The following is a 23,119-nucleotide window of genomic DNA, read 5'->3' on the forward strand; positions in this document are numbered from 1 at the left end:
GGCCATGGAGGCGGGGACACACCCGATACCGTTCCGAACTCGGTAGTTAAGCCCGCCATCGCCGAAAGTACTGCGGGGCAAGCCCGTGGGAGGATAGGGTGCCGCGCTCGCGGGGGGCACATGTGTGTTTTAGTGCCACATGTGCGTTTAGCCCTCATCCCACAACAACAAACAAGGCCCCGTATCGTGCGGGGCCTTTTGCTTGCTTAGACGTGCGTGGCGGGGCACATGTGTGCTAGGCTACCCGGAAGGGTTAATTGCCTGGTGGCTTATCTGACAACGATGCAGTCGTAGCGGATAGTTTTCCCTTCAAGAGAATAGCTGGGTTTCACACCCGCTAGATATGGCCCCTTGATAGGGCGCTTAATTACTATCTTGTGCGGCCTGGCGCCGATGGCAGCGCGCAAGAGGCCACTCTCGTCTTCACAGGGATGTTCGAGTTGTTGAATGAGCTGGAGTTTCTTCTTCGTTTGTGCGCTTTTCCGTTTGGTGGGAAACATTGGATCGAGCAGAATCACGTCAACTGTGTCTTCTTGTTGATTGAGAGCTTCTATACTGTCGCCTTTTGTAAGAGTCATTCGTGCAACGATGTTGGCGAGTTCGTCTATCTTCTCGGCACGCCGCAGGGCGTCGTGTAACAGCGCAGCTATTATGGGATCGCGTTCGAATAGATGCACCGTGAAGCCTACAGCGGCAAGTAGCAGCGCGTCTTCTCCAAGACCTGCCGTTGCATCGATGGCAGTTGGAGTTCCGTTTATATGCCTGATTTTCGCTACTTTTACCAGTAGTTCACGATGGAGGTTTTTCTGCTTGATGCGGGGAATCATGCGGGTGAAGTCGCCGCGTACCCGCAAGGAACCGCTTATAAGCGTAAGACCTTCGGCGTCGAAAATAAGCGATGGCGTGCTGGTTTGATTATTTTGCTCACCTCTATTCGCGATGCGTGCATGAAGCTGTTGGGCAAGCGTGATAAGAGCGCTTTCGTCAGCGTTTACATCACGGTAAATGGTTATGCGCGCGTGGTCACTTGTCTCATTGATGTTTTCATCATCGGCGCTCATGCAGCACGTTTCCTTATCTAGCTGGCGATGCTTACAACAGGGGTGTGGAGCTCTGTTGCAGAAGCGATGTTTGGAGCTGGATTGAGTCGCGCGTGTTCGATAAGGGTAGCGAGCTGCTCAAGGTTTTTGGGGAAATGGATGCGGTCGAGGTCGATCTGATCGAGGAATCCCTGTTCGTGCATTTCGCAAAGGAGCATCTGCAAGGGGTTGTAGAAGCCGTCGATGTTGAGGAAGTAGCATTCGGAAGGGTTCATACCGAGTCGTATGCGCGATGTAATTTCCGATATTTCCTCTAAGGTTCCCACGCCGCCGGGAAGGGCGACGAACGCATCGCCGAGCTCGATCATCTTCTCTTTTCGCTCACTCATGGTTTGGACCACGTATAGCTCGGTTAGGTCGTGCTGCGCTACTCCGGCATCAATGAAGAATTGCGGCTCCACTCCGTAAACCTGGCCTCCCGCATCGATTGTGGCCTGTGAGACGGCCCCCATCAGCCCAATCGAGCTTCCTCCATACACGAGTGCATGGCCAGCGTTCGCTATCCAGGTTCCGAGATCATGGGCGGCCTGTATGAAGAGAGGATCCTTTCCTGGGTTTGAACCGCAGTATACGGTTATGTTCATTGTTGTCTCCTTCGGTGTGACCCTTTGATGCGGCGGTGCTTCTGTATAACTCTATGGCATTGGATCAGGCCCATTATACGCGAGTCTTGTGACAGCCTTCGTGAAAGCGGAAGACGCAAGCGAGAGGAGAGCTGGGGGCTGGAGTTTGGGACGGGTGTGGCGCAGGATGCAGGCGGCGCAGCGCGCGGGTTGCGCAGGCTCGGGCGACGCATTGCTTGGGTAGGGCGCGGGTGAGTGCGTCCCTTGCTGGTGCGTAGCGCCGGAAAGGCGAGATTTGGGTCGTTGTGCCCGCTCGTTCCGCTATTATGGTGTGCGGTTCTAAAATGCGTGAACGATGATTGTCGGGAGGCGTTATGGCGGATAGGGACGAGCGGAAGGCTCAAGCGGCCAAGCACAGCGCGTTGATGAGAGGTGCGTTTGCAAGCGATACGGAAGCGACGGTTTCCGCAGCGGTGATCTACGAAGATGGCGAAGGCCGTGAACTCGCGGTGCCGGAGGCTGATAATGACGCCACTGAGGTTGTGGTGACGACGAGCTTCGCTGTCGATGCGGTTTACCGTGAAGGGAAGGGGAAGACGGTTGTTGTTGATCCGGCGGCGTTCACCCGACCTGGCGGCGCGTACGAGGACGGTGCGTTCGGCCCCGAGCAAGTGTTGTGTTCGCAGAGTAATTTGTATCAGGTTCTGTGCGGCATCAAGTCTTTGTATCATGATGCGAATCGCAGCTATCGGTGCGGGCAGCTGTTCACGGATCGTGCTGCATACTTGCCGAATGTGGCGTTCTCTCTTGGTGGCGAGGTTCGCAATGTCGATGTGATTGCGATCGCCGAGCCGCTGCGTGCTCGTGCTATCGAGAATCATCGATCGGAGCAGGAATGTGATCAGGCCATCGCAAACCGTGTGGAGGCTTTGCTTCGCATAGCCGCTGCAAATAACTGTGAAACCTTAGCGTGTGGCGCGTTCGGTTGCGGGCGTCTTGGGTATGAAGCGTCGCGCGTTGTTGAGTTGTTCCGCGCGTGGATGGAACAGCATCCTGGCGCGATCGCCCGTGTAGTATTCGCAGTTCCGCGTGTTCACTTTGATGCCTTTAACGATGTTTTCGGTTCGCATGAGGTCGAAGAAGACAAGTCTGCCGCAGTCGAGCGTACCGACGAAGAAGACGATGATGAGTTCGATGTGTCGACTATCGAGCTTCCCGAAGGGGTTACCTTGCGCTAGACGAAGCTGGAAGGGGAGGCTATGGCAGAGGAACTGAATCGGCAAAAACCAAGCGAGCAAGAGTTGAAAAGCTACTACGAAAGCTTGCCTGTGGAAGGCGGCTTTGCGAGTGCGTGTCGCATGGTGCTTCCCGTCGACGAGCTTCGTGGTAAGCGCGTACTGGATGTTGCGTGCCGGAAGGGGAAGGGCGTCTACAAGCTCAGTGAGCTCGTAGGGCCTGATGGCTGGGTGATTGGAGTCGATTGGGATTCGCATCGCCTCGACAGTGCGCGCGCGGGTGCGTCGGCCGCGCTTGAGCGCAGTGGGTACGTGAAGTCAAACATGGAGTTTCGCCAAGGCTTCCCGGAAGACCTTCGCTCGGCGGGTGTGATAGACGCTTCGGTTGACGTGGCGTACGTGAACAGCAGTGTCACGCTTTTCTTCGATCAGAGGCGCGCCATCTTTGAGCTCTTTCGCGCGCTTGTTCCTGGCGGGTTGCTGGTGATGGAGACGGTGTTTGCGGTGACTGGGGAAGGTGTCGTGTCTGATCGCGAGGCGATTGTGGCGCGTGCCCGCAGTCTTGGTAACAGTATTCAAGCTGCGCGCACGGCAGACGAGGTATTTCGTTGGTTGCGCGAGGCGGATTTTAAGGTAATCGATGTGGTTGAATCGTGCGAAGTTGATCCGGCGCGCGGTTGCACGCCAGATCATACGGCGGCAACCGTCTCGAATGATGAGGCTGTACGCTACGAAGCGGTTGTAATTCACGCGAGGTGCTAAGTGATGGGTACTGCCTTCGAACAAAGCGCTTCTTTGAAGCAGCTCATGTACGTTGCGCTGAACGACTTGCCGCGCGCACACGGTTGGTTTCGGGTGTTCGGCGGTGCGCTGCTTATTCTGATAGCGGCTAATGCGCTATTGGTTGGGGTTCCTGAAGATGCGGGTTCGGGGTTAGAGCGCTCGTTTGTGCTCGCACTCAGCGTTGCGTCAACAGCTCTCTTTGGCGTGGAGTACGTTTTGCGCTTATGGACAGCTGATATAGCTTATCCGGAATACGGTGCTGTTCGCTCGCGTGTTCGTTATGCGCGTTCGCTTATGGGAATCATCGACCTGCTGTCGTTTCTGCCCATGCTTCTCGTGTGGGCTCATCCCGAACTGGCAGCGCTCAGCGATGCCGTTCGCGTTATTCGCTTGGTGAGACTGATTAAGCTGACTCGCTACATGCTGGGCATGAAAACCATAGGGCGGGTGGTTGCGAAGTGTTCTCGCGAACTGATTGCGGCGTTCATGGTGATGGGGCTTTTGTGGGTTGCATCGAGCGTTCTCATGTACGAGGCCGAGCATGCTGTGCAGCCCGAGCAGTTCGATAGCGTTTTTACCGGCTTGTACTGGGCGATGACGACTATGACAACCACGGGTTATGGTGACCTTGCGCCGATAACACCGCTGGGTCGTCTGATTGGCGTTGTGGTTATGGCGCTGTCCATTGGGGTAGTTGCCATTCCTGCGGGCATTTTCTCTGCGGGGTTCGTTGCGGAGTTTCGTACACGCGACGATCAAGAAGAGCACGAGGTGCGTGATGCGCTTACCGATGCTTCAGCTTCTGCCGTGCGTGATGAGTCTTCCGAAAACGTCAGTAAGGTTGGGGACGTTGGGATCGGCGAATGTGCTGGGGTGGCCGGTGGTGCTGAGCGCGCCGGGAACTCTGATGGTGCTGGCGAGCTTGATTCTAAACGGGATGTCAGCGCACACATGTTTGAGGGAAAGGCTGTGAAACAGTCTCATAATTCTACTTCTGAACAGGACTTTCAATGCTAAATCGTATCGCAAAGAGAACCATCTACATTCTTGTCACGATTATGCTCGGAGCGGTGGCTGGTGCCGTGTGCTGGGTGTTCTTCTTCCTGATGAACAACGGTATCGCTTTGGTTTGGGATACGTTGCCGAATGCTGTTTGTCCTGGGCAGGTGTGGTGGCCGCTGGCTGTGTGTTTGGTGGGCGGGCTTGTCGTCGGCCTTTTCCAAAAGCGTTTCCCGGGTCAACCCCGGGAAATGGATGAGGTTATGGCCGAGGTAAAGGCAACCGGCCGTTATGAGTACGGCAACATGGGCGTGGGGTTTGTGGGGGCGCTCATTCCGCTTCTATTTGGCGGCAGCCTTGGCCCGGAAGCGGGACTGACCGGCGTTATCGCAGGTCTTTGCACGTGGGTGGGCGACCGTCTGAAGTTCCTTGGCAAGGAATTCCGCGAACTTTCGTCGGTAGGTATTGCTGCTGTGCTTACGGCAACGTTCGACGCGCCGCTGTTCGGTCTTGCTGTTCCTGTGTTCGGTAGTGCCGAAGGGCCTGTTGAGGACGAACCTGTGTTGGCGCCTAAGCCTCTTAAGATGGCGGTGTACCTGATTGCTATCGCTAGTGCCGTGGGCACAATGATGGGGCTTGGCTACCTGTTAGGAGGAATGGGCGGTCTGCCGCGTTTTTCGGGAATTAGTATGGGAGGCTTTGAGTTTGCGCTGCTGGTGCCGTGCGCGCTTGCCGGCGCTTGCGTTGGGTGGTTGTATCATGCTGCCGGCGCTCTCGCTGGGCGCACGTCGCGTGCGATGGGGGATCGTCCTATTGTGAAGGCGCTGGTGGCTGGGCTGTTTTTGGGGTGTCTAGGCATGGTTTTGCCGTACACCATGTTCGCTGGTGAAATTCAGGCTGAGGAATTACAGACAACATGGACAACCATCGGTGCCGTTGCTCTGATTGCGACTGCGCTCCTGAAGCCGTTCACGCTGCAATTCTGCTTGAAGCTTGGCTGGCGCGGCGACGGGGCCTTCTTCCCGGTGATTTTCTGCGGCGTATCGCTTGGTTACGGTATTGCCTTGATTACGGGGGCAAACCCTGTGTTCTGCCTGTGTGCATGCACCGCTGGTGCACTCGGTATGATGATGCGCCAGCCGTTAATGGCGGTTTTGCTGCTGTTCATGTGCTTCCCTGTGAAAGGGGTGTTTGTGATGCTGATCGCTGCGGTGATCGGCTCGGCGATTCCTGTTCCAGCAGGTTGGGTTGCAAAAAAGGAGCGCAAAGCAAAGGGCCTCAAGGCAAAAGGATCCAAGGCGAAGGCGTCCGACACACCCGATATGCTTGAGGGGTAAGAGAAGCGGCAGCTCGTCAGGTGTGACTGATCTCGTTGTCCTCGTCTGTTACCTCGCAATCTCTTTCGCGGACAATTCTGCTTTTCTCGGGATAAGAGATCGCTAAACTTGAAAGTAGCAGCGCAGTGCATTAAGAGACTGTTTCATTTTCTTAATTTTCCCTTGTAGCTAGCTAGCCCATGGGTAGTTACGGCTTCGACCGTAGCACCATAAACAATGAAGCAGGTGGCTCTGTTCTTCGCTTGCCTTGGCGTATAATCGGCAAAGACTGGCAACTGAAAGGTGGTGTCCATGGCAAGCAGTGCGGGCGTGTACGAAAACGGTGTGTTTCGCAAGGGCCATGTGCGCATTTCCGACTTGGCAGGGTGCAAGCGTCTACCTGTTGGCGTGAGCGTGTTTCCCATGGTAGCCGAGCATTCGGTTTTCATCGACAAAACACTGCTCATTGCCGACGTGTTATCGCAGCCCGGTGCCATTACGCTGTTTTGCCGTCCGCGGCGGTTCGGCAAATCGCTCAATCTCAGCATGCTCCAGTCGTTTCTTGAAATTCCGTCGGTGAGCGATCCGTTTGCAATAGACACCAAGCCTCTGTTCCGCGGTCTTACCATTTGGGATGTCGAAGAAGGCCGCTACCAGCGTGATCACGCCGCTTATCCTGTGGTGAGATTGTCATTCAACAACGCAAAGGGACTCGATTGGCCAAGTGCAAAAGGTATGATTCGTGAGAGCGTAGTTGCTGAGTATGGAAGACACTACTACCTGCTCGATGACGGCTCCCTTAATCCGAGCGATCGGGAAGTGTTCACACGTATTGCAGAGAGAAGGGCCTCTGATGAGGAGTTTTCCTCATCGCTTCTCATTCTTACACGTTTGTTGTCGGCTTATCACGGTCGTGGTACCGTGGTTCTGATTGACGAGTACGATGCGCCGGTTATGGCTGGCTACACCCATGGTTACTACGACGAGGTGGTGTCGTTTCTTAAGAGGTTACTTACAGGCGCATTGAAGGATAATCCCGCATTGGTCTTCGGCGTGCTCACGGGGGTACAACGCATCTCGAAAGAATCTATCTTTTCTGATCTGAACAACCTTACTGTGAACACCTCGCTTTCGGTGGCGTCGGAAGAGCGCTACGGGTTCACACAGGAAGAAATCGAGGCGCTCGCGGAGTATTTGGGAAGCGAAGGCGGTTTGAGTGAGGCGCGCCAATGGTATGACGGCTACCGCTTCGGCTCGGTGGATGTATACAACCCATGGAGTGCGCTCAATTACTTCAAAAGTGGATGCGTTGCCGATGTGTACTGGGGAAATACCTCGGGAAATGGTGTGCTTGGCGACATGATCCGCGATGGCAGCAACGAGACAATGTCTGACCTTTACCGCCTTCTGGAACCCGGCGGTGTTGTTTTCGAGCCGCTGGACACCTCAGTGGTATTTCCCGATATCGGCATCAAACACGAAGCGCTTTGGAGTATGTTGTATCTTGCTGGCTACCTTACGACAGACGATACTGATTTCCCCAATAGTACCAATTGCGTGCGTGCTTTGCGCATACCGAACAGGGAAGTCGCGCAGCTTTATCGAAGTGAAGTTGTGGAGCGATTCTCACGGGTAGCAGGCGGGCGTCGACGGTTGCGCAGCCTGCATTTCGCCTTTGCGAACGGGGATGCGGATGCACTGACCTTTGAGCTGGAATGCATCCTGTCAGATAACGCCAGCTATCATGACCTTACTTGCGAGACGTCGTACCATATGCTCATGCTGGGGCTTCTCTTCGGCATGTCGGGGTATTGCGATCCGGTGTCGAATCGTGAAGCAGGGCACGGGCGCTTCGATGTGCGAGTTGCGCCCCTTAATGCCGATCGCGACCCGCTTATTACGCTGGAAATTAAGTGGACTCGACCCGCTACTTCCAAAGACTGCGCGCTCGATACGTTAGCCGAAACAGCACTTTCCCAAATTGACGAGCATGTGTACGAGTCGGGGGCAGAAACTGGCACAGCCGGCGTACTGAAGTGGGGTATCGCTTTTTCAGACAAGCGCGTTGCCTGCGCATGCCGCACACACTAGAAAGCAGCAGAACCGCTTCCGATAACCCGTGAAGCACATTGCCAACATTCTCAACCCCTGCTGTTTCTAATATGAGATAACGTAGCAGGTCAACTTAAAGCGGTGGAAAGCGCGTGGCTTTAGGCGTTGTTTTCATCCGCTTGGTCGTTCAGTGGCTCAAGCATTCGCATCTTCTCTTGGTTAATCATCTCGATGAGCTTGTCTTTATGGACCTTCCGGTCAGTGCCCTTGTCGGTGTTCAGTAATTTCTCGTTTACGGTAATAGTTTCGTTTTCACTGTTCAGACACTCCCAAAGTTCGAGCGAATCTTCTGTTTTGTGTGGTTCGTTTGATCCGGGTGTCTCAAATAGAGTATCGGAACCGGAGCTTATCTCTGACCAGTACTCTTTACGAAGTTGTTCGAGTTTGTCAACGTATGGGGGATACTTGGCTTCGAGTTCAGACTTGTCAACCGGGTCTATCACGAGTTCGTTGAACTTATCGAGCGCCCATCGCTCTCCGAGGGGTCTGATGGCCTTGGCGATTCCGCCCGGGAAGCTGTCATACCAGTCGAGATAGAAATCGAGGTTGTTGATGCACTGACCGTAATAATCTTCGATCAGATCTTCCAGGTATTTCTTGTCCTGAGTGAGGTTATCGAGTTCTTCTTTGTACTTATCATTTGTTCTTTGGCGTTCCTCATCGTCGTCTATTGCGTCGGCTATAGTGACGATTTGATCACGTTTGCTGTCAATGAATTTGTCAACGGCTGTATGTTCGTTTGTAGCTTCAGCTACTGCAGTAGCCTTTGAGATTTCGTATTCGAATCCTAAGAAGAGAAGCGCCAAAACAAGCCATATTCCGGCGATTACCAGAAAGTACCTTTTCATCGTCGGTTGGCTGTTGTTAGCATATTCTTGCTCGTCTACTGGAAGCAGTTGGAACACACTTTTCGCTTCTCGCCAGTTGAGAAGGCAAAAGCTAAAAATGTTCACTAAGCCTAGGAAGACGGATAAACATAGGACAAAGCGAACGACTATAGCGATTGCCAAGGATCCTACTGCAATTTGATTCAAGCCGTAGGTAACCAGAGTGTCGGTGAAAGACGAAAGCTTGTCGGCCTCGTTTAATAATGCGCATGAGGAAATATCAAACTCCCTAAGAGGGTTGCGCAGGGCTTCCTCGAGAGTTGCACTGTCGCCCCAAGGTGCTTGTACCGGCATGAACGCATAAATGATGGAGAGCACGATGACCGTTATGAAAAAGCTCCATTTTATGGCGCTCGCCTTATAAAACTTCGGGGCAAGCTCTTTCTTTGCTGCACGTTGTGCAAACAAGAAAACTATGTAATAGAAAGGCACGGCAAGCCAAACGAGCAGCCATTCAAGATTGTCCCATTCGGGGGCTTCCAAAACAAAGAAGAAACCTGAGAAGAGAAAGAAGATAAAAAAGCCCAGGAGCCACACGAACCATTTTCTGTTAAAACTCGATAGCTTGCCTTTCTCGTTGAATCGGAGCTGCCTGTGAAAACGATTAGTTACGACGTAGTACATTGCGCCTATTGTCGAAGGAAGTGCATAGGCTAAGAAGATGAAAGGGAATGAAAAAGATGGAAAATTGGGAGCAAACTTGCCGATAAGTGTCAGCGCAGCAACGGCAATGATTGCCTTGATGAAGTAGTCGCGTGCATCTTTGATAAAGGATTGCTCGACAACGATCTTTTTCCCGATTGTTTCATTGTCACGTTCGCCGTTCAAGATCAGCCATCCTTCTCTTGTGTATCTGTATCAAAACAGGCGAGTTAAATTGCTAAGCGCATCCCCACCCTGTATCAAAACGCAGACATTTTCTCACATCTGTCTTCACGTGGCGATGACACTCGAGGGTCGTTTGAGTTGATGATGGGAACGTGACTGTGCGTCGCGTTTGTTGTGAAGTGCTATAAACAAGCCTCCCCATCCGAAGTCGAATGGGGAGGTGGGGTAGGCATATGACGTACAACAGGGACAACGGGGACGCACAAGCCAGTCACCTGCATTTGCAACATGACATTCACAGCGACCCTTCCATTTTCCCTGTAGGGTGTGCATGTTGTGGTGTCGCCGTAGTTCTCCAAGAGATTCCTCGAAATTTTCCGCTACAAGCTCTATCACGCTGTGCAGTTCAACCATGGGCAGGTGCTTCTTCTTGCACCGCTTGTAGTCTTATTTGAGCCGAGAACTGTACTCGACACTCAGCATACTATTCCTCAAGGGACGCGATCATGCTGGTAGCAGTCTTAAACCGCGCTGGCTTTTCGGCTGATAAACCACGAAATTCAATGGATCGTGTCAGAATTGTTAACTCAAATGATGGTAGTATTAGGACAATACTCCATCATTTGAGAGGTTTTCTATGACTGATGACATTACACCTCAGAGAATTAGGGATATAAGAAAGCGCTATGGTTTGTCTCAACAGGCATTTGCCCGCATTCTTGGTATTGGGCCTGCAAGCATTGCCCGCTACGAAAACGGCACCAAGCCGACCAAGGCCAACGCCAATCTTATTCGAGCAGCAGAAATACCCGCATTTATGGCCGGTTGCCTAGAGCGCGACGGAGAGGTGCTTAGCGCCAAGCAGCGTGCCAACATAGAGAAAGTCATTTACGCAGAAATAACCTTTAACAAGGAAGGCAACGTTATGGGTATAAACGACATCTACGAACTCACCCTTCAGCAAGAAGTACTGAACGAGAAGGCGGCCGCAATTCTCGGCGATATCATCAACGGCCAGCTTAAAGCGGAAAGCGAAGGGAATAAGGCCCTTGCTCTTGTATGGGAAGATATGCTCGTACAGCTGTCTCTTCTTAAGCCGACCATCGCGTCAATAGAAAACCTGAACCACGATAATTTAACGCGCATTACCGGCGAGCTTGATTGCCTGCAATCGCTATGTGCACGCACCTTGCGGAGAGCTGCGTAATGACGAAGGATTTGGCTTCATTCTCGGAAGACGAGCTTTCGCGACGGCTTGCAATTGAGATAAAAGCCGCTCTTCTGCCTGCACCTGTTGCACCAAGTGCTCATCCCCGTGCAATTCTGCTCGGCGGTCAGAGTGGTTCAGGGAAAACAATGCTGCATCAGATCTACCGGCAAGAATTCGTACACAACGTGATTGTTATCAACGGAGACGAGTATCGCGCAGCACATCCGCGTTTTCGTGAACTACAGAGCTCCTTCGGTGATGCATCGATTAACTATACCGCTTCCTGGGCAGGACGCATGACAGAAGCTTTGGTTGAACATCTCTCGCGCTTGAGATATAACCTCATCATTGAGGGAACGCTGCGAACAGCCGAGATTCCTATGAAGTCGGCTAAGCTGCTGCGTGAACGAGGTTATGAGGTGTCGTTAGCCCTTATGGCAGTGAAGCCGGAAATATCGCTTATCAGCTGTCAGCTGCGTTATGAGGAAATGCGTCTGGCGGGAACCATGCCCCGCGCCACCGATCCAGCTCATCATAACAAGACAGTCGATCAACTTGCGAACAATCTCCGCATCCTGGAGCGAAGTGGCCTGTTCGAGGAAATCTATCTCTACACTCGCAAGCAGGAGTGTATCTTCCCTCGCGAAGGTCTTACGGGCACCGCAAGTGAAGCACTCGAACAAGTGCTGTTCGGCTCCTGGAATCCTGATGAACGAAGCCACTACGAGTATCTGAAGGCGAAACGAAAACAGCTGCAAGAGCGTAAGAGCAACGGGGGACACAAGCATAACGATCCGTAGAAAACTACGGCCCAAAAGAGCAGCAAGCGAGATTACAGCAACAACCAGCGCAAGAGTCGGGTACCAGCTTACCGCCGTGCGCTCAAGAGTATCCTCATTAACTTCCGACAAGCCGGTATACAAGCAGCCGAACGTTGTAAAGCATAAACCTCATGCATTATCAGTGTCCCTCGCTGTCCGCTCCTGTTATCCTCACCGTACGTTATATGCTTTCCTCTGCCTTCCCATTCGATTTCGGATGGGAAGGTTTGCTTATCGTAGCTCACAACAAACGCAACACAGAGCATCCGGACACCCAGGTTCACCCATACAGGAGCACACGAACAGCACAAGACTTGATTGATGGGGTACAATCAGCGGCATGGACAAGAAAGAAGCTTCGACTACACTGTTCTTTTGCAACGTGATGCTGTTGCTCATCTTGCTCGATTCATTTCGAATGTGTGGCAAGTGCATCCCTTCGGTGAGGGCAACACGCGAACAACGGCAGTATTTGCCATTAAGTACCTGCGAACCCTCGGTTTCGATGCGGACAATGACCTCTTCGCTGCTCATTCCTGGTTTTTTCGAAATTCTCTCGTGCGTGCAAATTATGCTGACATCCAAGCGGGCATTCGAGAGGACGCTTCATTCTTGGAGGCATTCTTCCGCAACTTGCTTTTGGGGGAGAACAACGAGATAAAGAATCGGTATCTGCATTTGAAGGCCAAAGGGCTTTCTTCGCAAGTTGAGACTATAAATGAGACTATAAGGGCTCCTTGGGAGTTTGTGTAGGTGAATAAACGACCCCGTTGTTCGTTGTCCCCATGTCAAATTCTTAAGGAGATCTTTTCATCGGGTTACTCTTTTGCCGCGCGCGACTTCAGTCAAGCTCGCTAAAACAAATCAAAACCGCTAAAAGAAATCAAGGACGCTAAAACAAATCAAGAAAACCTCACCTTCTGGATCTTTTTTCACGAAATGCGCGATTGAGCAAAGTTAGCCGTGGCTTCGGGAACTTTTTTTACGAAATGTACGATGTGATGGAGTCGGTAAAGCTCGCCGAATCTTCTGGAAAAACAGCGGTCACCTCTGACCAGGGAAAACGTAAAGGCATTTTTAAGAAGGTGAGTGCGGCGCTCGTTTCCGACTCGGTTTTGCCCGTTTTTCCGCTTCAAACCGCGCATTTCGTGAAAAAAGTTCCCGAAGCCACGGCTAACTTTGCTCAATCGCGCATTTCGCGCATTTTTTGCCAACTTCATCTGCGTGCAGCTGAGCACGCGACCTGTCCTTGGCTGACCTGTGAGTAGTGTCCATTTCTTTTCGAGCTTGCGTATGCGCTCGTTTCTTCGTTGTTCTTAAAGGTAATATCTTGTATAATGCCATTATAGGTAATATCTTACATATTATAAGAAGCGGAGAAACGGATGGATAGAGACACCAGCTTTGCGGGGATCAGTTCAGAACAGATAGGGGAGAACTACTTTTTGATCGGTTTGATCAGTCGCTTCAACAACAGTTTTCAGGCGACGGCAGATGCCTTGTTTGAAGAGTTAAGCTGGAAGCAGGTCTTTTCCATGAACTGTGTTGCTCTGTTTTCAGAAGCGCCCACCATTAAGGATATGGCCAATCTTTTAGGCTGCTCGCATCAAAATGCGAAGCAGGTTTTGTCAAAACTGGAGTCAACCGGATATCTGAAATTCCAGCAGGACACAACAGACAAGCGTAAGCAAAGATTGGTTCTAACCGAGAAAGCCATGCGCTTCAGAAATCAGTATGAATTGGCAAGCGAGCAGGCAATGCAGAAGCTTTTTGCAACTATTCCCGACGATGCGATTAGTACAACGGTTCAAACGTTTATGCAGCTCATTAGAAACATTGAGAAGATAAAGGGGGAAGAACATGAAGACAATCGTAGTCTATAGCTCCAATACTGGGTTCACCGAGCAGTATGCATTCGAGCTGTCCGAGCGTTTGGGTTGTTCTTGTGTCTCGCTGAAAAAGCTCGACGAGACTGAGCTTCGCGCATATGAACGAGTTGTTTTCGGTGGTTGGGTTATGGGCGGCATGATTATGGGACTAGATAAGCTGCGCGGTGTCGCAACGCCTGCCGCCGTATTCGCCGTTGGTTGTACCCCTCCTTTTGAAGAAGTTATCGCGGACATTCGAAAACAGAACAACCTGGCAGAAACCCCGCTCTTTTACCTGGAGGGTGGCTTCCGCTTTGACAAGCTTGGGTTGCCCCAAAGAATGATATTGAAAGCGGTGAAGAAATCCACGGCCAAAAAGAACGACCGCACCCGCCAAGGTGATTTCATGGTTGAAATGCTGGGAACATCGTTTGATCATTCCGATAAGGCGCAGCTTGAGCCTTTGGTGGAATATGTAGAAGCATCCTAGTGTCGGGCCACTGAAGAACACGGGTTCATCCCGCACGAATATCGATAGGGGTTCTGGCAACATTCTTTCTGATTGCCGCTACCGACACGTGTGAAATAAGACGCAAAGAAAAGCTCGCGGATTGGTGAATCCGCGAGTCTTTTTTCGTGCGCCAGACGCGCCCGCTCTTTTGCAATTTTAGGCAATTTTTGAATCTTTCGGCTTTTTTTGCAAGATTTGCAACCAACCATCCATGAGCAGTAACCGTACGTAACAGTACGTAACCGTGCCCGGTGGTCTTTGTCGTGTATGAAGGCCTGCATTCCCTTATAATGAGCCTTGCGTTTATATTGCATTCGTCTGTTGAAAGAGAAGAGGCTGGCGATGGGGTACGTGGATCTTATTAAGGCGGGCGCGGACGATACCGACATGAAGAAGTACCTGAGCGAAGGCGATCAAGTGGCGATAACCATTCGCATTCCCAGGAATCTTCGAGATGCAAGCAAGGAAGCGGCAGCGCTGCGAGGTATTAGCTTCAGTGCGCTCATTCGGCAGGGCATGATCCAACAGCTTGTAGAAAAGGAATAACGAAGGGCGAAACGCATGAACCATTCAGCCATATCAAGCTTCATTTGGGGAACCGCCGACCTTCTGCGCTCGAGCTTCAAGCAGCATGAATACGGCGACATCATCCTGCCGTTTACGGTGCTCAGGCGCCTCGATGTTGTGTTGGCACCCACCAAACAAGTAGTTCTTGCTGAAGCTGCCAAACCTCTCCCAGATTTCATGGCAGCAATGAGCGAAGATGACCGTCGCGCGTATCGCGACCGGCAGCTCAAGATAGCGTCGGGTCTCGATTTTTACAACACGTCGAATTTCACCATGGAAAGCCTGCTCGACGAAGAGGCCGACATCAAGGAAAACATCACCACCTACATTGCCGCATTCAGCTCCGAGATCGTAGACATTTTGGAGAACTTCAAAATATACGACGTCATCAAAGACCTCGATCAGGCGAACCTGCTGTACCTGGTGACGAAGCGGTTTTGCGACCCCAGGGTTGACCTGAGCCCCGAATCGGTAACCAACGCCGACATGGGCGACATCTACGAGGAACTCATCCGCAAGTTCAGCGAGGTCAGTAACGAAACCGCCGGTGAGCACTTCAGTCCGCGCGACGGCCTTGCCCTTGCGGCCGACCTGCTGATCGCTGGCGCAAAAGACGACCTGACCGTCCCGAACCGCATCGTAAAGGTATGCGACCCGTGCGCCGGCACGGGCGGGGCGATTGCCGTATTCGAGGATCGCGTGCGCGCACTCAACCCGCGTGCGGAAATTATTGGCTACGGGCAGGAAATCAACCCGCAGTCTTACGCCATTTGCAAGTCGGACACCATTTTGAAAGGCGGCAAGTCGGACAACATCCACTTTGGCGACACGCTGGCAAACGACACCATGGCAGACGAGCTTTTCGGCTACCAGATTTCCAACCCGCCCTATGGCGTTGAGTGGAAGAAGTCGCGGGAAGAAGTGAAGGACGAACACGAAAAGAAGGGCTTCGCGGGCCGCTTCGGTGCGGGCCTGCCGCGCATATCCGACGGGCAGCTGCTGTTTGTTCAGCACATGGTGTCGAAAATGCGTCTGCCTGAAGATGGCGGCGGGCGCATTGCCGTATTTCTGAACGGAAGCCCGCTGTTCACGGGAGCGGCGGGAAGCGGCGAGAGCGAAATCCGCCGGTACCTGCTGGAGCGCGACTTGGTGGAAACCATTGTTGCTATGCCGAACGATTTCTTTTTCAATACGGGCATTGCCACCTACATTTGGGTTATTACGAACGCGAAGGCCAGTGAGCGCAAAGGGAAGGTGCAGCTCATCAACGCGAACGGCATCTTCTCGAAGATGCGCAAAAGCTTAGGCAGTAAGCGCAAGCAGTTCACCGACGAGCAAATTAAACACATTGTGGGACTTTACAACGCCTTCGAGGAAGCGGACCCGAAGCTATCCAAGGTGTTTACTAACGACGACTTCGGCTACACCACCGTCACGGTGGAGCGGCCCCTGCGTGATGACGCCGGTGCAATCGTGACCGACAAGAAGGGCAAGTCGAAGCCCGACAGCAGCTTGCGCGACACCGAGAATATCCCTCTTGGCCAGGACATTCAGCAATACTTCGAACGCGAGGTGCTGCCCTACGCGCCCGATGCTTGGATGGATCGCAAGAAGGACAAGGTGGGCTACGAGATTCCCTTCACGCGCTACTTCTACGAGTACACGCCGCTGCGTCCCAGCCAAGAAATCCTTGGCGAAATTCGCGAACTGGAAGCAAGCATTGCCGAGCAGCTGCAGAAAGCGGGGTTCTAACATGAGTGTCGATTGGGAGAATTTGACTGCGCCGGATGAGTTAGCCGAGAACGAGCAGGTTCTTGCCATAGTTGATGATGTTCAGGAGCAAACTCTTTTGAACATTAGGGAGGTACTCGAACAAGCACGAAAGAACGTCGGCCGCGCCGTCAACTTCGAGATGGTGAGCGCCTATTGGGAGATAGGCAGGCAAATCAACGATGCTATCGGAGAGCGCGCGGACTACGGGAAGCAGTTGCTGAAATATCTCTCCAAGCAGCTTACCGAAGAGTTTGGGAAGGGCTTCAGGCCTGATAATCTGCGCAATATGCGTCAGTTCTATCAGGTTTTTCCAATTCGCGACACACTGTGTCGCGAATTGAGTTGGTCGCATTACCGACTGCTCATGCGCGTGTCGAACGAAGAGCGTCGCCTATGGTACATGAACGAAGCAGCCGAATCTGGCTGGAGCGTTAGGCAGCTGGAACGCCAGATCAACACCTCCTTTTACGACCGACTGCGCCTGACCCAAGGCGAGGACAACAAGAAAGAGGTCGCAGCCGAAATACAGAAAACGCAGCCGATCACCAAAGCTGACTCTTTCGTGCGCGACCCCTACATCCTTGAGTTTTTGGGAATACCGCGGGGAGCCAAGTTCTCTGAATCGCAGCTGGAAGGTGCCTTGGTGGACAAGCTCCAGCAATTCTTGCTGGAACTAGGGCGCGGCTTCTGCTTCGTAGGCAGGCAGATGCGCATCACCGACGGCAAAGACGACTATTATGTTGACCTGGTGTTCTACAACTATCTGACGCGCTGCTTTGTGCTCATTGATTTAAAAACCAAGAAGCTCACGCACCAGGACGTGGGCCAGATGGACTTTTACGTGCGCCTCTTCGAAGACAAGTACAAGCCCGCCGACGACAACCCGCCCATCGGGATAATCCTGTGTACGGAAAAGAGCGAGGCAACAGCCAAATACTCGGTGCTCGCCGATAAGGAGAACCTGTTCGCCTCTACCTACATGACCTATTTGCCGACCGAGGAAGAGCTTGCCGCCCTGCTCAGAGAAGGCCGCGAAGAGGTCGAAGAAGAGCAATGGCGCAAACGCGAAGCCGCTGGCGAGCTCCCCAACGGCAAGGGCGAATAGCCATGGAGCGCTACGCAAGCTACAAGGACTCCGGTATTGAGTGGATTGGGGAAATCCCAGCTCATTGGAAGTTAGTCAGATTAAAAGAAGATAATTCCTTGGCAGGGAGAATCGGCTGGCAAGGTCTCACTTCTAATGAATATGTCGACGATGGGCCGTATCTTGTTACCGGAGTTGATTTTAACAAGGGTGAGATTGACTGGAATAAGTGCACCCATATCACAGAGACAAGATGGAAAGAGGCTTCACAAATACAGCTTTTACCAGATGATTTGCTGATTACAAAGGATGGAACAATTGGAAAGGTAGCTTTGGCAAAAGGGTTGGATTGTGAGGCTTCACTAAATAGTGGCGTTATGCTAATCCGACAGGTCGATAGTTTAATAAACAGGAAATACCTATTTTGGATTCTTCAGTCAGAGGTGTTTTGGGGTTGGTTCGGAGACATTAACTCAGGCAACACCTCGATTATTCATCTGTATCAAAGAGATTTCAACAACTTCCTTTACTGTCTTCCCCCAGTCAGCGACCAGAAAGCTATTGCGGATTATCTTGATGAAAAGACCGCTGAGATTGATTCGCTGATCGAGAAGACCGAGAGGTCCATCGAGCTGCTTGAGGAATACCGCAAGGCGGTCATTTCGGAAGCGGTCACTAAGGGGCTGGACCCTGATGCCCCCATGAAAGACTCCGGCATCGAATGGATCGGCGAAATCCCCGCACATTGGGAAATCGCCAAATTGGCGCATGTGGCAATACGACGTAGCGGACATACGCCGGATAAAAAGATTCAAGCGTATTGGGAGAACGGCGATATTGTCTGGGTGTCTCTTGCTGACAGCCCTAAACTTAGATTCCAGAGGTACATTGATTCCAGTAGTACCTTAACTACCCAGGCAGGAATAGATAATTCATCTGCAGAATTGCTGCCAAAAGGAAGTGTTCTCCTTTCGAGGGACGCAACTGTCGGACTATGCGCAATAGCCGATTGTGAATTAGCCGTATCACAACACTTTATGGCCTACGAATGCGGAGAACGACTCAGTAATGAATTTCTTCTCGATGTTTTTCATTCGATGACACAAGAATTTGAAAAGCTCAGTATGGGATCCACGATTCCAACAATAGGTTTACCTGAGGTCAAAGCATTCAAGATACCTTTACCGCCATTGGGCGAGCAAAATGAGATAGAGTCCGTCTTGGCAAGGGAGACGAGCATTATCGATGACCTGATAAATACAAAAAGAAAGGGTCTCGTTTTACTAAAGGACTATCGCAAGTCCCTGATATCCGAAGCCGTTACCGGCAAGTTCAAAGTCCCAGGAGTCGCATGATGGCACGTGTCGACACAATTTTCGAAGCAACACCTCTTCCTCATGACGTGGCGGACAACCTGCGCGAAGGCGACGTGTTCATAGATGGCGACAATCTCTATGAGTACAAGCCGTTCGGTAAAACGTCCGAGCATGCCTTCGAAAACGACGTTGAGCGCTTCCTTGAAAACGCAGGATGGCGAACTTTCCGCGAAGAGCGCGAGGCTGGCAACCAGCTGGCGGGGCAGCACGACTACGATCGTAAACTGGCACTCAAAACGCATTCGCTCATAAGTTTCATAAAGGAAACGCAGCCCGACGAATGGGCGAAGATCGAAAAGTTGTACGGCGCGAAAACAGAAGCGCGCCTCCTTGCCCGCGTAAACGATGTGCTGGAGCCGCACCAGGACCAAGACGGCCTCATCCGCAAATTGCGCGATGGCTTCAGCATGGCCCCAGGTGCGTCTTTTCGGCTGTGCTACTTTAGGCCCGCAACCGATCGCAATCCCGAACTTGTGCGTAAATACCAGGCCAATCGCTTCGAAGTTGTGCGCCAGCTGCGTTATGGCACCATGGATTCGAACAGGCGCGATTCCATCGACGTAGTGCTGTTCTTAAACGGCATTCCGGTGGTAACGCTGGAGCTGAAGAATAACCTCACCGGGCAGCGCACCGCAAATGCAGCCAAGCAGTACGCGATTGACCGCGACCCCAAGGAACTCATTTTCAAACCTAACCGGCGCTCCATTGTGCATTTCGCGCTTGATTCCGAAGCAGCGGAGATGACCACGTGGCTTGCAGGGAAGAAAACCGTCTTTTTGCCCTTCAACAGGGGAAACGGAAAGAACGGCGGCGGTAACCCACCCAACCCGAAGGGGTACCGCACTGAATACTTGTATCGCGATGTTTTGGCGCCCGATTCGCTTCTTGATATTCTGCAGCGGTTCGTGCGCATTGTGTACAACCCCGAAACGAAGTACATGACCAAGGTTATCTTTCCGCGCTACCATCAGCTTGATGCCGTGCGCGCGTTGACTGCCGATGCGCGCGAAAACGGCCCGGGGAAAAATTACCTGGTGCAGCACTCAGCAGGATCGGGCAAGTCGAATTCTATCGCGTGGCTTGCGCATCACTTGTCTACGCTGCACAATGCCGAAAACCAGCCCGTGTTCGACACCGTTGTGGTGCTCACCGACCGCAGAAACCTCGATTCGCAGCTTTCCGCCGACGTTGAGGCAATCGATCACAAGCGCGGTGTGGTGGTGCGCGTGACCGAGGCAGATGGCTCGGCCGGGCTTCGCGAGGCACTCAATTCAGGCGCAAAAATAATCACGTCAACCATTCAAAAGTTCCCCTACATTTGCAACGAGACGAAGGTTGCCGGGCGCACATTCGCCGTGATTATCGACGAGGCCCATTCGTCTCAAACCGGCAAGGCGCACGCCAAAATGAAGGTTGCGCTTACCGAGCCCGATCTTCCCGACCCGAATGACCTCGATGCGCAAGACGAGCTTTTGGTTGAGCTGAACGCGCAGGGAACGCTGCCGAACCTTTCGATATTCGCCTTCACCGCTACGCCCAAGGCGGCAACACTCGAGGTGTTTGGCGTGAAGGACGAAAACGGCGAGAACCCAAAACCCTTCCACCTGTATTCGATGAAACAGGCAATACAAGAAGGCTTTATCCTGGATGTGCTGGACAACTACACGGTTTACGACACGTACTTCAAGCTGGCGAAAACCATTCAAGACGACCCTCGCTACAAGGAGTCGAAGGCAAACCGCGCGCTGATGAAGCTGGTAACGGGTGACCCGCTTGTTCTTCAGAGGCGCGCAGCCATTATCGTCGAGCACTTTGCGGAAAACGTGGCGGGCGACCTTGGGCGGCGCGCGAAGGCGATGGTGGTTTGCAGCTCGCGTCCGGCGGCGCTTCGCTACTGGCGCGCCATTAACGCATACATGAAGGACAACGGCTTTGGGTTTGGGGCGCTGGTGGCGTTTTCTGGAACCATTGCCGATGGCGATGAGGAATGGACCGAGACTAAGTGCAACGGGTTTTCCGATTCGCAGACAGCCGAGCGGTTCGACACCGACGACTATCAGATACTCGTGTGTGCTAACAAGTTTCAAACGGGCTTTGATCAGCCGAAACTTGAGGCCATGTATGTGGACAAGGCGCTTACCGGTGTTGCTGCCGTGCAAACCCTCTCGCGTCTGAACCGGTGTTATCCCAAAAAGCGCACCTATGTGCTCGATTTCGCGAACGACTGGGAAACCATACAGTCGTCCTTCTCTGATTACTACGAAGCCACCGAGCTCGACAACGTTACCGATCTAAACGTCGTGTACGACATTAGGCAGAAGCTCGACGGTTACCATGTTTACGATGAGGCCGAAATAGACCGTGTAAGCGACATTTGGTTTACTGAAGGCAACCACGATGTTGCGTTGCGCCAGATAGAAGGCGTGCTTTCTGCGCCGGTGGATCGCTGGAAGGCGCTTGAAGACGACGATAAGCGCCTGTTTAAGGCCTACCTGAAGAAGTTTTTGAAAGGGTATTCCTTCATTACACAGATGATCGCGCTCTCTGACGAAGATATGCACCGTTTCTTCGTGTTCGGTGGGCACCTTATGAAGAAGCTCTATATCGACACGGGCGGATCGGTTGATTTGCGCGACAAGGTTGAGATGGAGTATCTGCGCATTGAGAACAAGGGCACGAAGTCTATTGAGCTTGAAGCCACAACATTGCACAACTCAAACGCTACTCCGTCGGTTCACGACGAGGAACGGGAATACCTTTCCAAGCTCGTAGATCAAATGAACGAACGTTTCGGCACCAACTGGCAAGATGCCGACAAGATCATTCGCGCTTGCGCTGATAAGATTATGGAGGACAGCTCTTTTGTGGCCAAAGCGCGCAGCAATGCCATGAGTGACCTTGCGGCGGTGTTTACCACAGCCATGACCGATGCACTGTTTGCCCTGCTTGCAGAGGGAGGCGAGATGGCCGAGGCATTTAGCCGCGATCCGAACGGATATCGCACGTTCCTGAACGAAAACCTTCTGCCGTTCGTATACCGAAAGTGCAACGAAAATCAAGCGTAAACGCAGGGAAAGGCGAGATGTTTCCCTACATTTCCTCGATGATTCATTTGTGGGTTTTCGTCTGGGGATAGTGGCCATGTATCTGTAAGTAAAGTCTACTTTAGTCAAATCAACTTTACTAAAGTTGGAAAATGGGGACGTAGGGTATTGTCCCCGTTGTCCCAAACCCGCTGCCGTTTGTTATGATAGGGCTTCTGTCGGCTCAGCTGATTTTTGCAGGTTCGAGAAGCTCTTCGAGTAGTGCACGGTTCTCACGAATGTAGCACAGAGTCATCTTGGTGATGGCGGGATAGAAGGGCAGCTTAGCCCATGTTTCCACGCGGCTGAGCAGGTCGGGCACCCAGTTCAGCAGATGCTCGTCGATAAACGCAAGCTGCGTGCGTGCTAGAGCTTCGGCGGAGGGAGTCTCGGCGTCGGCTTCGACTTCGGTCTCGGCGTCGGCTTCGACTTCGGTCTCGGCCTGAATCGCCTCGGCGATACGTCCGCTCATTCGCGACATGAACTCCAATTCGAAAGCTAGGTGGTCTTCTGGCACATTCAGATCGCGCGGGATAACCAAGCCGTTTTCCGCATAGATGCGCACGACATCGTCGCGGGAGTCCTGCATCATAATGCCTTCAGGTGAGGTGTACACGCTTTCGTAAGGTACTGCTGTGTCGCCTTCGTATACGCCGGCGGCAAGGAATACACGAGCGTAGTCAACTGCCAGGTCTTGCCGCGCATTCGCACCGCGACGTGCCAGGTAGCGACGCATGTCTGCACAGGCGTGGGCCATGTCTGTGTCATCGTCGGGATAGTCGAATCCGCTTTCGGCCAAGCCATTTATCTGTTCTTCGGTTAGTTCCAGATAAAAAATACTACTCAGCAGCGCATAAAACGCTTGAGCGTTCTCGAAAAACGCACGGGCGTCCTCACGTGAGGTATCCTCAACAAAGGTAAGGTGATTCCCCATGACAAACCCTTCTTTTCGCTCGCAAATAATCACTTGCACAATAGGCGGCGGAGATACAGCACCTTCTCC

General features: G+C 52.5%; 20 protein-coding genes, 1 rRNA gene and 1 pseudogene. 17 read left to right on the forward strand and 5 right to left on the reverse strand.

Annotated elements, in window-relative coordinates; genetic code table 11:
• Positions 1-110 (forward strand): 5S ribosomal RNA (gene rrf, locus G7Y43_RS09150); the annotation flags it as partial.
• A 159-nt stretch (positions 111-269) separates the two neighbouring features.
• Here rrf and G7Y43_RS09155 read toward each other — a convergent pair.
• Entirely contained in the window at positions 270-1,061 is a 792-nt protein-coding gene (locus tag G7Y43_RS09155) for a class I SAM-dependent methyltransferase (RefSeq protein ID WP_165046107.1), read from the reverse strand.
• 17 nt (positions 1,062-1,078) lie between these two features.
• Positions 1,079-1,684: a TIGR00730 family Rossman fold protein gene (locus tag G7Y43_RS09160; RefSeq protein ID WP_165046108.1), complete on the reverse strand. Its 606-nt coding sequence runs from the start codon at positions 1,682-1,684 to the stop codon at positions 1,079-1,081.
• A 353-nt stretch (positions 1,685-2,037) separates the two neighbouring features.
• On the opposite strand from G7Y43_RS09160, the gene G7Y43_RS09165 reads away from it, so the two are divergent.
• The 5 genes from G7Y43_RS09165 (at position 2,038) to G7Y43_RS09185 (ending at position 8,087) form a co-directional block, all read left to right on the forward strand.
• A complete protein-coding gene (locus G7Y43_RS09165; protein ID WP_165046109.1) occupies positions 2,038-2,901 on the forward strand; it encodes a TIGR02452 family protein in 864 nt (287 codons plus the stop codon).
• Positions 2,902-2,922: 21 nt separating this feature from the next.
• Positions 2,923-3,660, forward strand: a complete 738-nt coding sequence (locus tag G7Y43_RS09170) for a methyltransferase domain-containing protein (RefSeq protein ID WP_165046110.1) — start codon at positions 2,923-2,925, stop codon at positions 3,658-3,660.
• 3 nt (positions 3,661-3,663) lie between these two features.
• On the forward strand, positions 3,664-4,698 hold the full coding sequence (locus tag G7Y43_RS09175; protein WP_165046111.1) for an ion transporter: 1,035 nt from the start codon (positions 3,664-3,666) through the stop codon (positions 4,696-4,698).
• Positions 4,692-6,017: a chloride channel protein gene (locus G7Y43_RS09180; RefSeq protein ID WP_165046112.1), complete on the forward strand. Its 1,326-nt coding sequence runs from the start codon at positions 4,692-4,694 to the stop codon at positions 6,015-6,017. The genes G7Y43_RS09175 and G7Y43_RS09180 overlap by 7 nt, the downstream gene beginning before the upstream one ends.
• A gap of 291 nt (positions 6,018-6,308) precedes the next feature.
• Positions 6,309-8,087, forward strand: a complete 1,779-nt coding sequence (locus G7Y43_RS09185) for an AAA family ATPase (protein ID WP_165046113.1) — start codon at positions 6,309-6,311, stop codon at positions 8,085-8,087.
• 119 nt (positions 8,088-8,206) lie between these two features.
• Here G7Y43_RS09185 and G7Y43_RS09190 read toward each other — a convergent pair whose 3' ends face one another.
• Both G7Y43_RS09190 and G7Y43_RS10850 read right to left on the reverse strand, forming a co-directional pair.
• Positions 8,207-9,823, reverse strand: a complete 1,617-nt coding sequence (locus tag G7Y43_RS09190; protein WP_165046114.1) for a hypothetical protein — start codon at positions 9,821-9,823, stop codon at positions 8,207-8,209.
• A 105-nt stretch (positions 9,824-9,928) separates the two neighbouring features.
• Positions 9,929-10,258: pseudogene (locus G7Y43_RS10850) on the reverse strand (type II toxin-antitoxin system YafQ family toxin); the annotation flags it as partial.
• A gap of 202 nt (positions 10,259-10,460) precedes the next feature.
• Here G7Y43_RS10850 and G7Y43_RS09200 point away from each other — a divergent pair.
• The 11 genes from G7Y43_RS09200 to G7Y43_RS09250 all read left to right on the forward strand — a co-directional run bounded on the left by G7Y43_RS09200 (position 10,461) and on the right by G7Y43_RS09250 (position 22,098).
• A complete protein-coding gene (locus G7Y43_RS09200) occupies positions 10,461-11,030 on the forward strand; it encodes a helix-turn-helix domain-containing protein (RefSeq protein WP_165046115.1) in 570 nt (189 codons plus the stop codon).
• Entirely contained in the window at positions 11,030-11,833 is an 804-nt protein-coding gene (locus G7Y43_RS09205) for a zeta toxin family protein (RefSeq protein WP_165046116.1), read from the forward strand. Before G7Y43_RS09200 ends, G7Y43_RS09205 begins: the two co-directional genes overlap by 1 nt.
• A gap of 342 nt (positions 11,834-12,175) precedes the next feature.
• A complete protein-coding gene (locus G7Y43_RS09210) occupies positions 12,176-12,607 on the forward strand; it encodes a Fic family protein (RefSeq protein ID WP_165046117.1) in 432 nt (143 codons plus the stop codon).
• Positions 12,608-12,855: 248 nt separating this feature from the next.
• Entirely contained in the window at positions 12,856-13,122 is a 267-nt protein-coding gene (locus G7Y43_RS09215) for a hypothetical protein (protein ID WP_165046118.1), read from the forward strand.
• A 117-nt stretch (positions 13,123-13,239) separates the two neighbouring features.
• Entirely contained in the window at positions 13,240-13,737 is a 498-nt protein-coding gene (locus G7Y43_RS09220; protein WP_165046119.1) for a MarR family winged helix-turn-helix transcriptional regulator, read from the forward strand.
• Positions 13,715-14,212: a flavodoxin domain-containing protein gene (locus G7Y43_RS09225; protein ID WP_165046120.1), complete on the forward strand. Its 498-nt coding sequence runs from the start codon at positions 13,715-13,717 to the stop codon at positions 14,210-14,212. Before G7Y43_RS09220 ends, G7Y43_RS09225 begins: the two co-directional genes overlap by 23 nt.
• Before the next feature lie 363 nt (positions 14,213-14,575).
• Positions 14,576-14,779, forward strand: coding sequence for a hypothetical protein (locus tag G7Y43_RS09230; protein WP_165046121.1), 204 nt, complete (start codon positions 14,576-14,578; stop codon positions 14,777-14,779).
• A gap of 15 nt (positions 14,780-14,794) precedes the next feature.
• Entirely contained in the window at positions 14,795-16,552 is a 1,758-nt protein-coding gene (locus G7Y43_RS09235; RefSeq protein ID WP_165046122.1) for a class I SAM-dependent DNA methyltransferase, read from the forward strand.
• A gap of 1 nt (position 16,553) precedes the next feature.
• Entirely contained in the window at positions 16,554-17,678 is a 1,125-nt protein-coding gene (locus G7Y43_RS09240; protein ID WP_165046123.1) for a YhcG family protein, read from the forward strand.
• A 2-nt stretch (positions 17,679-17,680) separates the two neighbouring features.
• On the forward strand, positions 17,681-19,012 hold the full coding sequence (locus G7Y43_RS09245; protein ID WP_165046124.1) for a restriction endonuclease subunit S: 1,332 nt from the start codon (positions 17,681-17,683) through the stop codon (positions 19,010-19,012).
• Positions 19,012-22,098 carry a type I restriction endonuclease subunit R gene (locus G7Y43_RS09250; RefSeq protein ID WP_165046125.1) on the forward strand — a complete coding sequence of 1,029 codons (3,087 nt, stop codon included), beginning with the start codon at positions 19,012-19,014 and terminating at the stop codon, positions 22,096-22,098. The genes G7Y43_RS09245 and G7Y43_RS09250 overlap by 1 nt, the downstream gene beginning before the upstream one ends.
• Positions 22,099-22,300: 202 nt before the next feature.
• Here the strand turns inward: G7Y43_RS09250 and G7Y43_RS09255 are convergent, their stop codons facing one another.
• Positions 22,301-23,050 carry a molecular chaperone gene (locus G7Y43_RS09255; RefSeq protein WP_165046126.1) on the reverse strand — a complete coding sequence of 250 codons (750 nt, stop codon included), beginning with the start codon at positions 23,048-23,050 and terminating at the stop codon, positions 22,301-22,303.
• Between the last annotated feature and the right edge of the window lie 69 nt (positions 23,051-23,119).

It is taken from the genome of Adlercreutzia sp. ZJ138, assembly GCF_011038935.1.
Taxonomy (GTDB): Bacteria; Actinomycetota; Coriobacteriia; order Coriobacteriales; family Eggerthellaceae; genus ZJ141.

What these genes read in the sequence shown, in the direction of transcription:
- G7Y43_RS09160 (WP_165046108.1), bottom strand. Translation starts at nt 1,684, where the DNA reads ATGAACATAACCGTATACTGCGGTTCAAACCCAGGAAAGGATCCTCTC.
- G7Y43_RS09210 (WP_165046117.1), top strand. Translation starts at nt 12,176, where the DNA reads ATGGGGTACAATCAGCGGCATGGACAAGAAAGAAGCTTCGACTACACT.
- G7Y43_RS09250 (WP_165046125.1), top strand. Translation starts at nt 19,012, where the DNA reads ATGGCACGTGTCGACACAATTTTCGAAGCAACACCTCTTCCTCATGAC.
- G7Y43_RS09185 (WP_165046113.1), top strand. Translation starts at nt 6,309, where the DNA reads ATGGCAAGCAGTGCGGGCGTGTACGAAAACGGTGTGTTTCGCAAGGGC.
- G7Y43_RS09180 (WP_165046112.1), top strand. Translation starts at nt 4,692, where the DNA reads ATGCTAAATCGTATCGCAAAGAGAACCATCTACATTCTTGTCACGATT.
- G7Y43_RS09200 (WP_165046115.1), top strand. Translation starts at nt 10,461, where the DNA reads ATGACTGATGACATTACACCTCAGAGAATTAGGGATATAAGAAAGCGC.
- G7Y43_RS09215 (WP_165046118.1), top strand. Translation starts at nt 12,856, where the DNA reads ATGGAGTCGGTAAAGCTCGCCGAATCTTCTGGAAAAACAGCGGTCACC.
- G7Y43_RS09205 (WP_165046116.1), top strand. Translation starts at nt 11,030, where the DNA reads ATGACGAAGGATTTGGCTTCATTCTCGGAAGACGAGCTTTCGCGACGG.
- G7Y43_RS09245 (WP_165046124.1), top strand. Translation starts at nt 17,681, where the DNA reads ATGGAGCGCTACGCAAGCTACAAGGACTCCGGTATTGAGTGGATTGGG.
- G7Y43_RS09220 (WP_165046119.1), top strand. Translation starts at nt 13,240, where the DNA reads ATGGATAGAGACACCAGCTTTGCGGGGATCAGTTCAGAACAGATAGGG.
- G7Y43_RS09235 (WP_165046122.1), top strand. Translation starts at nt 14,795, where the DNA reads ATGAACCATTCAGCCATATCAAGCTTCATTTGGGGAACCGCCGACCTT.
- G7Y43_RS09170 (WP_165046110.1), top strand. Translation starts at nt 2,923, where the DNA reads ATGGCAGAGGAACTGAATCGGCAAAAACCAAGCGAGCAAGAGTTGAAA.
- G7Y43_RS09230 (WP_165046121.1), top strand. Translation starts at nt 14,576, where the DNA reads ATGGGGTACGTGGATCTTATTAAGGCGGGCGCGGACGATACCGACATG.
- G7Y43_RS09175 (WP_165046111.1), top strand. Translation starts at nt 3,664, where the DNA reads ATGGGTACTGCCTTCGAACAAAGCGCTTCTTTGAAGCAGCTCATGTAC.
- G7Y43_RS09240 (WP_165046123.1), top strand. Translation starts at nt 16,554, where the DNA reads ATGAGTGTCGATTGGGAGAATTTGACTGCGCCGGATGAGTTAGCCGAG.
- G7Y43_RS09165 (WP_165046109.1), top strand. Translation starts at nt 2,038, where the DNA reads ATGGCGGATAGGGACGAGCGGAAGGCTCAAGCGGCCAAGCACAGCGCG.
- G7Y43_RS09155 (WP_165046107.1), bottom strand. Translation starts at nt 1,061, where the DNA reads ATGAGCGCCGATGATGAAAACATCAATGAGACAAGTGACCACGCGCGC.
- G7Y43_RS09255 (WP_165046126.1), bottom strand. Translation starts at nt 23,050, where the DNA reads ATGGGGAATCACCTTACCTTTGTTGAGGATACCTCACGTGAGGACGCC.
- G7Y43_RS09225 (WP_165046120.1), top strand. Translation starts at nt 13,715, where the DNA reads ATGAAGACAATCGTAGTCTATAGCTCCAATACTGGGTTCACCGAGCAG.